The 12,913-nt window shown below is 72.2% G+C and carries 13 protein-coding genes; 9 read left to right on the top strand and 4 right to left on the bottom strand.

The features are described from left to right. Genes AB0K28_RS35560 through AB0K28_RS35530 form a run of 7 tightly spaced genes read left to right on the top strand, consistent with a single transcriptional unit; the run spans nt 1 to nt 8,166 of the window. Complete coding sequence (locus AB0K28_RS35560; protein ID WP_345385649.1) at nt 1-1,509, top strand: FGGY-family carbohydrate kinase; 1,509 nt, start codon at nt 1-3, stop codon at nt 1,507-1,509. Next, nucleotides 1,499-2,434, top strand: a complete 936-nt coding sequence (locus AB0K28_RS35555; RefSeq protein ID WP_364378539.1) for a sugar-binding domain-containing protein — start codon at nt 1,499-1,501, stop codon at nt 2,432-2,434. The genes AB0K28_RS35560 and AB0K28_RS35555 overlap by 11 nt, the downstream gene beginning before the upstream one ends. Next, the gene (locus AB0K28_RS35550) at nt 2,431-3,930 is read left to right on the top strand and encodes a sugar ABC transporter ATP-binding protein (RefSeq protein ID WP_364378536.1); all 1,500 of its coding nucleotides are present in this window, start codon (nt 2,431-2,433) and stop codon (nt 3,928-3,930) included. Before AB0K28_RS35555 ends, AB0K28_RS35550 begins: the two co-directional genes overlap by 4 nt. Then, complete coding sequence (locus AB0K28_RS35545) at nt 3,927-4,952, top strand: ABC transporter permease (protein WP_345385659.1); 1,026 nt, start codon at nt 3,927-3,929, stop codon at nt 4,950-4,952. Before AB0K28_RS35550 ends, AB0K28_RS35545 begins: the two co-directional genes overlap by 4 nt. After that, nucleotides 4,945-5,865: a deoxyribose-phosphate aldolase gene (gene deoC, locus AB0K28_RS35540; protein WP_364378533.1), complete on the top strand. Its 921-nt coding sequence runs from the start codon at nt 4,945-4,947 to the stop codon at nt 5,863-5,865. Before AB0K28_RS35545 ends, deoC begins: the two co-directional genes overlap by 8 nt. 14 nt (nt 5,866-5,879) lie before the next feature. Next, nucleotides 5,880-7,301: an aldehyde dehydrogenase family protein gene (locus AB0K28_RS35535; RefSeq protein WP_364378633.1), complete on the top strand. Its 1,422-nt coding sequence runs from the start codon at nt 5,880-5,882 to the stop codon at nt 7,299-7,301. Next, entirely contained in the window at nt 7,294-8,166 is an 873-nt protein-coding gene (locus AB0K28_RS35530) for an aldehyde dehydrogenase family protein (protein ID WP_364378530.1), read from the top strand. The genes AB0K28_RS35535 and AB0K28_RS35530 overlap by 8 nt, the downstream gene beginning before the upstream one ends. A gap of 316 nt (nt 8,167-8,482) precedes the next feature. Here the strand turns inward: AB0K28_RS35530 and AB0K28_RS35525 are convergent, their stop codons facing one another. Then, nucleotides 8,483-9,064, bottom strand: a complete 582-nt coding sequence (locus AB0K28_RS35525; protein WP_364378527.1) for a DUF4865 family protein — start codon at nt 9,062-9,064, stop codon at nt 8,483-8,485. Between the two features lie 226 nt (nt 9,065-9,290). Here AB0K28_RS35525 and AB0K28_RS35520 point away from each other — a divergent pair, with 226 nt between their 5' ends. Continuing rightward, nucleotides 9,291-10,085 carry a hypothetical protein gene (locus tag AB0K28_RS35520; protein ID WP_364378524.1) on the top strand — a complete coding sequence of 265 codons (795 nt, stop codon included), beginning with the start codon at nt 9,291-9,293 and terminating at the stop codon, nt 10,083-10,085. Between the two features lie 65 nt (nt 10,086-10,150). Here AB0K28_RS35520 and AB0K28_RS35515 read toward each other — a convergent pair whose 3' ends face one another. After that, the gene (locus AB0K28_RS35515) at nt 10,151-10,348 is read right to left on the bottom strand and encodes a hypothetical protein (RefSeq protein WP_345385667.1); all 198 of its coding nucleotides are present in this window, start codon (nt 10,346-10,348) and stop codon (nt 10,151-10,153) included. 249 nt (nt 10,349-10,597) lie between these two features. Between AB0K28_RS35515 and AB0K28_RS35510 the strand changes: the two genes are divergently transcribed. Then, entirely contained in the window at nt 10,598-11,569 is a 972-nt protein-coding gene (locus AB0K28_RS35510) for a DUF1838 family protein (RefSeq protein ID WP_345385669.1), read from the top strand. Here the strand turns inward: AB0K28_RS35510 and AB0K28_RS35505 are convergent. Further along, nucleotides 11,566-12,357 carry a class I SAM-dependent methyltransferase gene (locus AB0K28_RS35505; RefSeq protein ID WP_364378519.1) on the bottom strand — a complete coding sequence of 264 codons (792 nt, stop codon included), beginning with the start codon at nt 12,355-12,357 and terminating at the stop codon, nt 11,566-11,568. The two genes, AB0K28_RS35510 and AB0K28_RS35505, sit on opposite strands and share 4 nt — an antisense overlap. A gap of 108 nt (nt 12,358-12,465) precedes the next feature. Continuing rightward, nucleotides 12,466-12,876 (bottom strand): ATP-binding protein, encoded by a 411-nt coding sequence (locus AB0K28_RS35500; RefSeq protein WP_364378516.1) that lies wholly within the window; start codon nt 12,874-12,876, stop codon nt 12,466-12,468. Between the last annotated feature and the right edge of the window lie 37 nt (nt 12,877-12,913).

Here is a 12,913-nt window from a genome sequence, read left to right as displayed (position 1 = left end):
ATGGCTGCCTTCCTCGCCCTCGACCTGGGGACCGAAGGCGCCCGCGCGGCGGTCTACGGCGACCAGGGGGCGCTGCTCGGGTCGGGCGCCGAGGCGTACCCGACCCGCTTCCCCCGGCCTGGCTGGGCCGAGCAGGATCCGGACGACTGGTGGCGGGCGAGCGTGTCGGCCGCGCGGCAGGCGCTCGCCGCCGCGGGCGGCCCGCCGATCGAGGGGGTCGCGGTGGCGACCACGGCCTCGACGGTGGCCGTGCTGGACGGCCGTGGCCGGCCGCTGCGCCCGGCGCTGCTGTGGATGGACGGCCGCGCCGGCGAGGAGTCGGAGCTGACCGCGCGGACCGGCCACCCGGTCCTGCGGTACGCCGGCGGCAGCGACGCCGTGGAGTGGCTGGTGCCCAAGGCGATGTGGCTGGCCAGGCACGAGCCGGAGACGTACCGGGCGGCGGCCCGCATCGTCGAGGCCGTGGACTACATGGTGTGGCGGCTGACCGGCCGCTGGGCCGGGTCGCGCATGAACGCCGTCTGCAAGAGCAACTACGACCCGCGCGGCGCGGGCTTCCCGCACGACCTGTACGAGCAGCTCGGCGTCGCCGACCTGGCCGCCAAGCTGCCCGACGAGATCGTGCCGGTCGGCGACCCGGTGGGGCCGCTGGCCGAGCCGGCCCGCGCGGAGCTGGGCGTCACGGGCACCGCCACGGTGGTGTCCGGCGGCATCGACGCGCACCTGTCGCTGCTGGCCATCGGCGGCGCCCAGGAGGGCCACGTGTCGATCGTGTGCGGCACGTCCAACGCGTTCGTCACGGAGATCGCCGAGCCGGTGTTCCCGCCCACGGTGTGGGGTCCCTACCCGGACGCGCTGCGCACGGGCCGGTGGCTCGTCGAGGGCGGGCAGGTCAGCGCGGGCTCGGTGCTGGCCTGGGCGGGCGAGAAGCTCATCGGCCGGCCGCGCGCCGAGATCGGCGGCCTGATCGCCGCCGCCACGCGGGTGCCGCCGGTCGAGCACGGCCTGATCGTGCTCGACTACTTCATGGGCAACCGCACCCCGCTGCGCGACCCCCGGCTGCGCGGCGCGGTGCTCGGCCTGACGCTGGCCAGCACGCCCGAGCAGGTCTACCGGGCGGCCGTCGAGGGCGTCGCGTACGGCACCCGCCAGGTCGTCGACTCCTTCACCGACGGCGGCGTCGCGGTGTCGGAGATCTTCCTGTCGGGCGGCATCCAGCACAACGAGCTGTGGCTGCAGACCACCGCCGACGTGCTCGGCCGCCCCGTGCACCTGGTCACCGGCGACAACCTGACGCTGCGGGCCTGCTCGGTGCTGGCCGCGACCGGTTCGGGGCGGCACGCGTCGCTGGCGGAGGCCGCCGCGGAGTACGCGCCCAAGGTGCGCACGGTCGAGCCGGTCGCCGCGCACGCGGCGGCGTACCAGGCCGGTTACGCCGGCTACCGGGAGGCCACGGCCGCGACGACGGGCATCTCCCACCGGCTGAGCGGAGGCCGCCATGAGCGATGACGACCAGCTCTACCAGGTGGCGGTGCGCTACTACGAGTCGGGCGAGACGCAGGAGCAGATCGCCAACGCCATGCACCTGACCCGCTGGAAGGTGGGCAGGATGCTGGCCGAGGCGCGCGAGGTCGGCATCGTCCGCATCGAGGTGCTGCACCCGCGCTCCCGCGTCCGCACGCTGGAGCAGGCGGTCAAGGAGCGGTTCGGGCTGCGCGAGGCCGTCGTGGTGTCGGTCGGCGGCGACGCCGAGCACGCCCGCGACCGGGTCGCCGCGGCGGGCGCCGACCACCTGATGGAGATGCGGCCGGCGCCCCGGCTGATCGGAGTGTCCTGGGGGCGTACGCTCGACCGCCTGGCCGGCGGGCTGACGCCCGGCTGGGCCACGGGCGTGCACGTCGTGCAGATCAACGGCGCGCTCAGCCGATCCCGGGAGCCGACCAGCGCGCACAGCATGGCCAGTTTGATCGCCCACCACGGCGGCGGCACCGCGACGCTGCTGGCGGCCCCGGCGATCCTGCAGCAGCAGAGCACCCGTCAGGTGCTGGAGAGCGACAGGGCCGTCGCCGACGTGCTGGCCCTGGCCGCCAAGGCGGACCTGTTCCTGTTCAGCCCGGGCGCCATGGGGAACGACTCGGTGCTGGTCGACTCCGGGCAGATCGACGCGGGCGACCTCGCCGGGCTGGCCGCCGCCGGCGCGGTCGGCGACGTGCTCGGCCGCTTCATCGACGCGGACGGCCGAATCGTCGACCCCGACCTCGACGGCCGCACCCTCGGGCTCTCCCTCGACCTGCTGCGCTCGGCCGCCACGTCGGTCGCGCTGGTCAGCGGCACGGCCAAGCGGGCGGTCTGCCGGGCGGTGGTGACGAGCGGCCTGTGCGACGTGCTGATCACCGACGACCACAACGCCAGACACCTGCTGGAGGCGGCATGAGCGAGACTCCCGAACGCCTGCACATGTCCGGGATCGTCAAGCGGTTCCCCGGCACCGTCGCGCTCGACGGGGTCGAGCTGAGCGTGCGGCCCGGCGAGGTGCACTGCCTGCTCGGCGAGAACGGGGCGGGCAAGAGCACGCTGATGAAGGTCCTGGCGGGCTCGTACCAGCCGGACGAGGGCACGATCCTGCTCGACGGGCAGCCGTACGCGCCCGCCACCCCGCACGCCGGGCTCGCGGCCGGCATCGCGGTCATCTACCAGGAGCTGGACCTGCTGCCCGACCTCACCGTGGCGCAGAACCTGCTGCTCGGCAGGGCCCCCAGGCTGGGCCCCTTCGTCCGCAGGGGGCAGCGGGCCAAGCTGGCCCGCGCCGCGCTCGACCGGGTCGGCGCGAACTTCCCGGTGAGCGCGCGGGTCGGCACGCTGCCGATCGCCGCACAGCAGCTCACCGCCATCGCCAAGGCGCTGACGGCGGACGCCAGGGTCATCGTCATGGACGAGCCGTCGGCGACGCTCGGCGAGAGCGAGCTGGAGGCGGTGTTCGCGGTCATCAGGTCGCTCACCGCCGAGGGCCGCTCGGTCATCTTCATCTCGCACCGCATGGACGAGGTCATGGACATCGGCGACCGGGCCACTGTGCTGCGCGACGGCCGCGCGGTCGGCGTCTACGACCTGGCCTCCACGCGCCCCGGCGAGCTGGTCGCCGCCATGATCGGCGAGGCGGGCGGCGAGCTGGTGGGCGCCACCGACCGGGCCGCGCCGCGGGGCGAGCCGCTGCTGAGCGTCGAGCGGGTGCACGTGCCCGGCCTGCTGGACGTGCGCGACCTCGACGTACGGCCCGGCGAGGTCGTCGGGCTGGCCGGGCTCGGCGGCGCCGGCCGTACGACGCTGCTGCGCGCCCTGTTCGGCGACCTGAAGGCCCAGGTGACCGCCACGCTCGGCGGCCGGCCGCTCAAGGTCGCGAGCCCGGCCGCCGCCGTCCGCGCGGGCCTGGCCCTGGTGCCGGAGAGCCGCAAGGAGCAGGGCCTGATGCTGGGCCTGTCGGTCAGCCGCAACGCGGCGATCAGCGCGCTCGGCAAGCCGCCGTGGCTGCTGCCCGGCCGGGCCGGGCAGCGCCTGACCAAGCCGGCGCTCGCCGACCTCGGCGTCAAGGCGTCGGGCCCCGGCCAGCTCGTCGGTCAGCTGTCGGGCGGCAACCAGCAGAAGGTCGTGCTGGCCAAGTGGATCACCCGCGGCGGGATCAGGGTCCTGCTGCTGGACGAGCCCACGCGCGGCCTGGACGTCGGCGCCAAGGCCGACCTCTACCGCCAGGTGCGCCACCTGGCCGACCAGGGCGTGGCCGTGCTGCTCGCCAGCAGCGAGCTCAACGAGCTGACCGCCAACGCCGACCGGATCCAGGTCCTGTACGAGGGCCGCAACGTCGCGCACTTCGACCCCCGGGTCAGCCCGGAGAACGTCATCGCGCACACCGTCATCACAGGAGCCGCACCATGACAGCTTCGCTCGGATCCACGGGTTCGCCGGGATCCACCGCGACCGCAGCCGCCCCCCAGGATGGCGGCGCCCGCCGGCGCCGCGGCGCCGACCTCATCGTCAAGTCCAACCTGCTGCTGGTCTTCCTCGGGCTGTGCGTGGTCGCCTCGCTGCTGGCGCCGCAGTTCCTGACCGGCCGCAACATCGCGAACCTGCTCCAGCAGTCCTCGCTCACCGGGATCGTGGCCATCGGCATGACCATGGTCGTGCTGACCGCCGGCATCGACCTGTCGGTGGGCAGCGTGGCCGCGTTCGGCGGCATGACGGTCGCGATCCTCATCGGGTCGGGGGTGCCGGTGCTGCCGGCGATCCTCATCAGCATCGCGGCAGGCGCGGTGTTCGGCGCGATCATGGGCGGGCTGTCGGCGTACCTGTCGCTGCCGGCGTTCATGACCACGCTGGCCGGGCTGACCGCGATCCGCGGCCTGACGTATCTGCTGACCGACGGCAAGCCCGCGGAGGCCAACGCCTCCGAGGGGTTCCAGCTGCTCGGCGGCGGGTTCATCGGCTACGTGCCGATCGTCGGGATCATCTTCGTGGCGATCACCGTGCTGGCCGCCCTGGTGCTGCGCGGCACCACGTTCGGTGAGTACGTCTACGCCGTCGGCAGCAACAAGGAGGCCGCCCGGCTGTCCGGACTGCCGGTGCGCGGCGTGATCACGACGGTGTTCGCGGTGTCGGGCGCGCTGGCGGCGCTGGCCGGGGTGCTGCTCACCTCGCGGCTGACCGTGGGGCAGCCCACCGCGTTCAACGGGCTGGAGCTGGACGCGATCGCCGCCGTCGTGCTCGGCGGCACCAACCTGTTCGGCGGCCGGGGCGGGGTGTTCGGCACGTTCGTGGCGGTGCTGCTGCTGTCGGTGCTGCGCAACCTGTGCAACCTGCTCGGCCTCGGCTCCTTCTTCCAGATGGTGGTGACCGGCCTCATCCTGCTGGTCGCCCTCGTACTCAACATGCTCATCGAGAGGCGTGGCGCTCGTGCCTGACACCATCCCCGGCTCTTTGCGGGCCTATCTGCACGGTCTGCCGGGCGTCGACGAGGTCGGCGTACAGCGGCGGGCCGCCGGCCTGGCCACCAGGTCGATCAAGACGACGGCCAAGCGGGAGGCCATCGACCTGGCCATCCGCATGGTCGACCTGACCACGCTCGAAGGGGCGGACACCCCCGGCAAGGTGCGGGCGCTGGCCGCCAAGGCCGTGCGCCCCGACCCGGCCGATCCGAGCGCTCCGTCGGTGGCGGCGCTGTGCGTCTACCCCGACATGATCGCCACGGCCGCCGAGGCGCTGGCGGGCACCGGGGTCGGGCTGGCCTCGGTGGCCACCGGCTTCCCCTCCGGGCGTACGTCGCTGGAGGTCAAGCTGGCCGACACCGCCGACGCGGTCGCGGCCGGCGCCACCGAGATCGACATGGTGATCGACCGGGGCGCGTTCCTCGCCGGCGACTACCGCAAGGTGTTCGACGAGATCGTGGCCGTCAAGGAGCAGTGCGGCGACACGCACCTGAAGGTCATCCTGGAGACCGGCGAGCTGGTCACCTACGACAACGTGCGCCGCGCGTCGTGGCTGGCGCTGCACGCCGGGGCCGACTTCATCAAGACCTCGACCGGCAAGGTGTCCCCCGCCGCCACGCTGCCGGTGACGCTGGTGATGCTGGAGGCCGTACGCGACTACCGCGCCGCCACCGGGCGGCAGGCCGGGGTGAAGCCGGCCGGCGGCATCCGCACCACCAAGGACGCCATGCGCTACCTCGTGCTGGTCAAGGAGATCGCCGGGGCCGGCTGGCTGGACCCCGCCTGGTTCAGGCTGGGCGCGTCCTCGCTGCTGAACGACCTGCTCATGCAGCGGACCAAGCTCTCGACCGGGCACTACGCCGGGCCCGACTACTACACCATCGACTAGGGAGAGGCGTGGAGATCTTCGAGTACGCGCCCGCGCCGGAGTCACGTTCCATCGTGTCCATCCGGCCGTCGTACGACCTGTTCATCGACGGCGAGTTCGTCGCGGCCAAGAGCGACGAGCGCATCGTCACCGTCAACCCGGCCGACGAGGAGCCGCTGTCGGAGGTGGCCGCGGCCGGCGAGGCCGACGTGGACCGCGCCTTCGCCGCCGCGCGGCGCGCCTTCGAGCAGGTGTGGGGGCCGCTGCCGGCCGCCGAGCGCGGCAAATACCTGTTCAGGATCGCGCGCATCATCCAGGAGCGTTCCCGCGAGCTGGCCGTGCTGGAGTCGCTCGACAACGGCAAGCCCATCAAGGAGACGCGCGACATCGACCTGCCGCTGGTCGCGCAGCACTTCTTCTACTACGCCGGCTGGGCCGACAAGCTCCGGCACGCCGGGGTCGGCACGAAGCCGCTGGGCGTGGCCGCGCAGGTCATCCCGTGGAACTTCCCCCTGCTCATGCTGGCGTGGAAGGTCGCGCCCGCGCTGGCCACCGGCAACACGGTGGTGCTCAAGCCGGCCGAGACGACGCCGCTGACCGCGCTCGCCTTCGCCGAGATCTGCCAGGAGGCGGGCCTGCCGCCCGGCGTGGTGAACATCGTGACCGGCGCCGGCGACACCGGCCGGGCCGTGGTCGCCCACCCGGGCGCCGACAAGGTGGCCTTCACCGGCTCGACCGAGGTGGGGCGGCAGATCGCCCGCGCCGTGGCGGGCACCCGCAAGCGGCTCACGCTGGAGCTGGGCGGGAAGGGCGCCAACATCGTCTACGACGACGCGGCCATCGACCAGGCCGTCGAGGGCATCGTGTCCGGCATCTTCTTCAACCAGGGCCACGTGTGCTGCGCGGGCTCGCGGCTGCTGGTGCAGGAGTCGATCGCCGAGGAGCTGCTGGAACGGCTGCGCAGCCGCATCGAGCTGCTGCGGCTCGGCGACCCGCTGGACAAGAACACCGACATCGGCGCGATCAACTCGGCCGCGCAGCTCGCCAGGATCCGCGAGCTGACCGCCGCGGGCGAGGCTGAGGGCGCGACCTCGTGGTCGCCCGCCTGCGAGCTGCCCGAGCGCGGCTACTGGTTCCGTCCGACCGTGTTCACCGGGGTCACGCAGGCGCACCGGGTCGCCAGGGAGGAGATCTTCGGCCCGGTGCTGTCGGTGCTCACGTTCCGCACGCCGGAGGAGGCCGTCGCCAAGGCGAACAACACGCCGTACGGGCTGTCGGCCGGCGTCTGGACGGAGAAGGGCTCCCTGATGCTCTGGACCGCGAGCCGGCTGCGCGCCGGCGTCGTGTGGTCCAACACCTTCAACGTGTTCGATCCCGCCAGTCCCTTCGGCGGCTACAAGGAGTCCGGGTACGGCCGCGAGGGCGGGTTGCTCGGATTGGAGGCCTACCTTGGCTGAGACCCCGCCGCGTATCGCGGTGCTCAGGACGTACAAGCTCTATGTCGGCGGCGCGTTCCCGCGCTCGGAATCAGGGAGGTCCTACCCCGTGACGTCGGCGGACGGGTCCCACCTCGCCAACGCCGCGCTGGCCTCGCGCAAGGACGTGCGCGACGCCGTGGTGGCCGCGCGCAAGGCGTTCCCCGGCTGGTCGGGACGTACCGCCTACAACCGGGGGCAGATCCTCTACCGGGTCGCCGAGATGATGGAGGGGCGGCGCGACCAGTTCGCCGCCGAGGTGGCCGCGGCCGAGGGCGTCGGCGCGGACCGCGCGCGGGCGCTGGTGTCGGCGGCCGTGGACCGCTGGGTCTACTACGCGGGCTGGGCCGACAAGATCAGTCAGGTGCTGGGCGGCGCGAACCCGGTGGCGGGGCCGTTCTTCAACCTGTCGGAGCCCGAGCCGACCGGCGTCGTCGGCGTGGTCGCGCCCACCGGCTCGTCGCTGCTCGGGCTGGTCTCGGTGCTCGCCCCGGTGATCACCGCGGGCAACACGGCGGTGCTGGTCGCCGACGAGCGGGCGCCGCTGCCGGCGATCACGCTGGCCGAGGCGCTGGCCACGTCCGACCTGCCGGGCGGCGTGGCGAACGTGCTCACCGGGCGGGTCGCCGAGCTGGGCCTGCCCCTGGCCGGGCACGCGGACGTGAACGCGCTCGACCTCGCGGGCGCCGGTGAGCTGGCGGCCGAGCTGGAGGAGCTGGCGGCCACCACGCTCAAGCGGGTGCTGCGGCCCCGGCCGCAGGACGACTGGCACGACGCCGATCCCGGCCTGGACCGCATCAGGCCCTTCGTGGAGACCAAGACGGTCTGGCACCCGATCGGCCGCTGACCCTCGCACGGCCTGGCACACCGCACCTCCCGGGCACGCCTCAGGCCGCGGCGCTCCTGGCGCCGGGGCCGTCGCATGACAGGCGCTGTCCGCTCCTTTGACACAGTGTTGTCACAAAAGCCCTGGCAGCAGGTCCTTTTGCCGGCTTTCGCCGTTAGGGTGAGGACCATAGCCCCGGCGTGAGTGAGAGTCAGGGACTGGTGAACCCCGGCGGGGACGCGCGTGACGGCGGCGCACGCCCATGCCCTCCCCTGCGGCGGCGCGCGCCTTCCTGGTGTCGCGCACGTTCCCTCCGGGGTCGCCCATCAAGAGCCCGTCACCAGGTCCGGCCCTCCGGCAGGCCGTCCAGGGCCGGCGCGGACAGGTGCAGCACCTCGTAACGCTCGGTGGCGTCGGCGTCCTGCGCGGAGGTCTCCGCCCACAGCACGAACCGCACGATCTGCCAGTGATGCGGATCGACGGCCAGCGCCGCGGTGTGCACGCCGTCCTGGCGGGACAGCTCGCGCAGGCGCTCGGCCTCCCGCTCGATGGAGTCCAGGTCGGGTACGGGCGTCAGCCGGCGGGAGGCCGCCCGTGGCGGTGCGGTGCGGGCGGGGCCCGCGTGGCAGGCGACGCCCGTCCAGTGCAGGACGGCGGGGCGGCCGAAGTCGCTGACGATGCCCTGGAAACCGCCGCCCCCGAAGACGAACCGGGCCATCGCCCCGGTGTCGTTCCACAGGTAGAAGGGGGCGTACTGGTTGACCGGCGAGCCGTCGATGCCGCGCTCGCGGATGAGGTACGCCTTCAGGCCCAAGCCCGCGCGGTCGTCGAGGAGGTGACCGCGGTCGGCGACGCGCTTGCGGATGATCGTCATGTCGTAGTCGGCGGGCAGGGTGATCTCGTACTGCTTGGCGTACACGTGAGGGGCCGTCCTTCCATGGTCGGACTATACATACTAGTAGGTACAGCCGCGCCCTGCCGTGATCGTTTCTTTGGGAACAGCGGCGGATATTGACGCTCTTTCACCTGATCTTGCCAGGTGTGGACCATTCATCTGCGGCGTGGCGTTGTCACCGGGCTCGCGTCAACTGTAAGCATCGTACCGGCCTGGCCACCGAGGAGTGCTTTTCCGAAAGGGACGGTAGATGTTCACCCCATTGCGAAAACTGGCGCGACCCGCCACCCACGCCCTCCTCACGGTGGCGTTGGCGGCCACCGCGGCTCCGGCCAGCGCGGACTCAGACCACGACAAGTTCCGTAAACTGCGCAAAATTCATAGCGACCGGGGATTCCACACGACCAGGACCGACGAGGACGGCGGCCGCAACTGCCGCCCGCGTACTTTCTGGCGCATTCATCAGCAGTCGCCGCGCAATTTCTTCATCCCGCGCACCCGGTTCATCGACGGCCCCGGCGGCTCCATCACGGTCTCGGTCACCCGCGAGCACGAGGTGGTCGCCTTCCTGGAGGCCGAGAACGAGAAGGAGAAGACGCTGCGCAAGCAGCGGGACAGGCCGCGGGACGACCAGGGTGCGGACGCGGGGGCCGACGTCGTGATCGACCCCGTGAACGCCCCGGGAGACCCCACCGGGACCGACCCCGCGAACGGCACGGCGACCGACACAGCGGTCAGCACGGGGACCGACACCAAGGCCGTGGTGGAGAGCATCCGCCGGCTCGGCCTACCCCACCTGCAGGAACGGCACAAGGTCTTCAGCGGTCACGACTACACGCGCGAGATCAGCGACGGCATGTACGGCAACATGTGGTACCGCGTGCTCGGCTACCGCATCGGCTGGTCGGCCTGGTCCGTCCTCGCCACCTGCGACCGGCGCAAGGTCTCCTCGGGCATCGCCAACGTGCCGAGCCGGGTGGAGGGCTGGCGCTACTGGGAGACCAAGCACCCCAAGTTCCGCGGCCGGCTGCTGTCGTGGAAGTGAGTTGAGAAACGCCCGGCGGAGCCTCCGCCGGGCGCACACCCCACCCCGTCAGGGGCTCAGCCGCCTCAGTAGTAGAGGGAGAGCAGCCAGTAAGGGCTGTCCCAGTCGCACTTGTACTTCGTGGACTTGCCGTAGGCGACCGCGTACTTGCCGACTTCCACGCACGTGTCGTAGTTCTTGTACGCCTGGTACGGGTGCCAGGAGGCCGCGGAGGCGGGCGCGGCGCTCAGACCCACGGCGGCGACCGCGATGGCGGCCGACATCGTCACTGCTCGGGCGGATGTACGCAGAAAGCTGATCGGACCTCGGTGCGTGCTGGCCATTGTCTGGGGGTCCTCCTTCGCCTGGAGCCCCGTCCCGGGATGGACGGTGGACGGCTCATCGCCAGCCTCTCCCCTCGCGCCACATCGTCACCACACACCCGCCACAACCCTCCGTCCACACCGGGTGGACGCGACGGCGGCGGCATGATCACAATGGCCTCCCCATCCCCGTGCGCGGAGGCACCCCCCATGAAGCGATCCCTGCTGACCAGGTCGTTCGCCCTGGCCGCCCTGCTGATGAGCGTCGCCGTCCCGGCGAGCGCCGGCACCGGCGACCCCACCGACCCGGACCCCGTCTTCAGGCAGGTCACCGACAGGAACGCCCGGCTGTCGCTGCAGACGTACGGCCGTCCCGACGGTGCCGACATGGTGTTCAGGATCTCCGGCAGCGTGTACGCCGACGTGCCGGGCAACGCCCTCGACCCGGCGCTGCGGCACGGGCAGAAGCTGTTCGGCATCGAGGGGTACAACATCCGCCGCCTCTACCGGGAGCCCGGCACCACCCGGCTCCACCAGCTCTCCCGCGAGATCGTCTTCTACACCGACCCGGCGGACCCCACGCGGATCCTGCGCGAGTGGACGAACCCGGTGGACGGGAAGACGTACCCCGTCGTGCCCATCAACAACGACACCGTCAACTTCGGGCCCTTCGACGTCACCCCGTCCTACGCGGGCCCGCCGGTGCGCCGCCTGCACGACGAGACGACGTGGACCAGCGACATCCCCGTACGCACGGATTTCGGCGCCACGCTGGGCGAGCGGTTCGGGCTGACCGGCGGCGTCTACACGGCGCAGGAGATGTTCGACTTCTTCGTGGACGAGCGGGAGGTGGCCGCGCGTACCAGGCCGGGGCGGGTGCCGTCAGGGGCGATGGAGACGAAGATTAGCTGGGCGCGGACGAGCCCGTGGGCGCCGTTCATGTGCCTGGCCGAGAGCGAGGTGCGCGGCGGGCTCACCTACCACGCGCGGAGCTGGTCGCTGGACTCCTACGGCGAGGTCGAGCCGTGGCTGCGCGCCGAGGTCGAGGCGCGCCACCCGCTCTACCGCAGCGCGCCCGGCCAGCCCGGCCCGAGCCAGAACTCCTGGTCGTCCTTCCACGCCAAGCAGCTCGGCGGCGGCGCCACCACCTGGGCCGCCTGGTGCTCGGCGAACGGCCGTTAGCGGCGGCGGCAGATCATCAGCTCCGTCGTGGGGCTCTCCGGCAGGACGCGGACCAGCCGCCGCTCCGCCAGCGCGAGCAGCCCGCCCGCGACCTCGCCGGTGGTCTCGGTGAGGGTGACCGCCCGCAGCAGGCCGCCCCACAGCTTGCGCCACACCGGGTTGGCGTCGACCTGCGCGTTCATCAGCACGAGCATGGGCACGCGGCGTACGACGTCGAACCCGGCGTCGGCGAGCGCGCCGGTGATCCAGGGGAGCGTGTGGTTGACCTGGTGGTCGCCGCGCTGCTCCTTGCCGTGCAGGAAGTTCTCCGACAGCACGAACGTGCCGCCGGGCCGCAGCGCGTGCGCGACGGAGCGCAGCGCGGAGCGGTAGCGCTCGTCGTCGGTGATGTGGAACAGCATGTCCATGGCCGAGACGGCGTCGAAGGAGGCGGGTTCGAGCGTGTCACCCGGGTCGGCGATGTCGAGCCGGAGGATGTCGGTGCCGGGGAAGCGGGCGCGCAGGCGCTGCGCGGCGGCCTCCGTCAGGTCGGAGCCGGTGACGGACTTCGCGCCGAGCGCCCGCCACTGCCGCAGGTAGAAGCCGGTGCCCGAGCCGACGTCGAGCACGCGTGCGGAGGACAGGTCGAGGCCGAGCGCCGCCCCCTCGCGCCGGAACACTTCGCCGCGCACCCGGTACATCCACGTGTTGAACGCCAGCCCGAGCCGCTGGTAGCCGACGCCGCTCTCCGTCCAGTCGGCGTGCAGGCGCTGCTCCCAGAAGTCCTTCAGTTCGGCGTGCTGTTTCATGGAGTGACGCTCCCGGGTGGAGGGGGTGCGGCCGATCCGGCCTGTACGGTTCACAGCGTCATGCCACGTACGGCCGGGTCCGAAACGTGTGATCTTTCCCGCCGGGCGCTATCCGGCGAGCGCGGCGTCCAGCACTTTCTCGAAATGCACGGTGACGCCTCTCCCCCGATGATGACGAATCTCCACCCGGTCCGTCAGCGCGTGAATCAGGTGCAGGCCGCGCCCGCCCTCCGCGTCGGGCGGCGCGCCTTCCCCGAAGTCCTCGATGGCGAACCCCGAGCCGTGATCGGTCACCTCCACCACGCACCGATCGCGGTGCAGTGCCGCGTCCACCTGGTAGTCCCGCTCGGCGTCCGAGTGGCGCACGGCGTTCGCGCACGCCTCGGTGAGCGCCAGCCCTATGTCGTGGCGGGCGTCACGGGGGACCCCGCACCGCTTCAACGCGACGTCCAGCACATTGCGCGTCAGCGAAACAGAGGCGTTCTCCAGGGGGATCGACAGTGCCATTCCCAGTTCCATACCATCACCTCCCGACCGATTACCATCCCATGCCCTA

Origin of the sequence: Nonomuraea sp. NPDC049504 (assembly GCF_040676845.1) — a bacterium.
GTDB lineage: Bacteria > Actinomycetota > Actinomycetes > Streptosporangiales > Streptosporangiaceae > Nonomuraea > Nonomuraea salmonea.
Note: the sequence above shows the minus strand (reverse complement) of the source record. Positions and strands in the feature narration are given on the sequence as shown.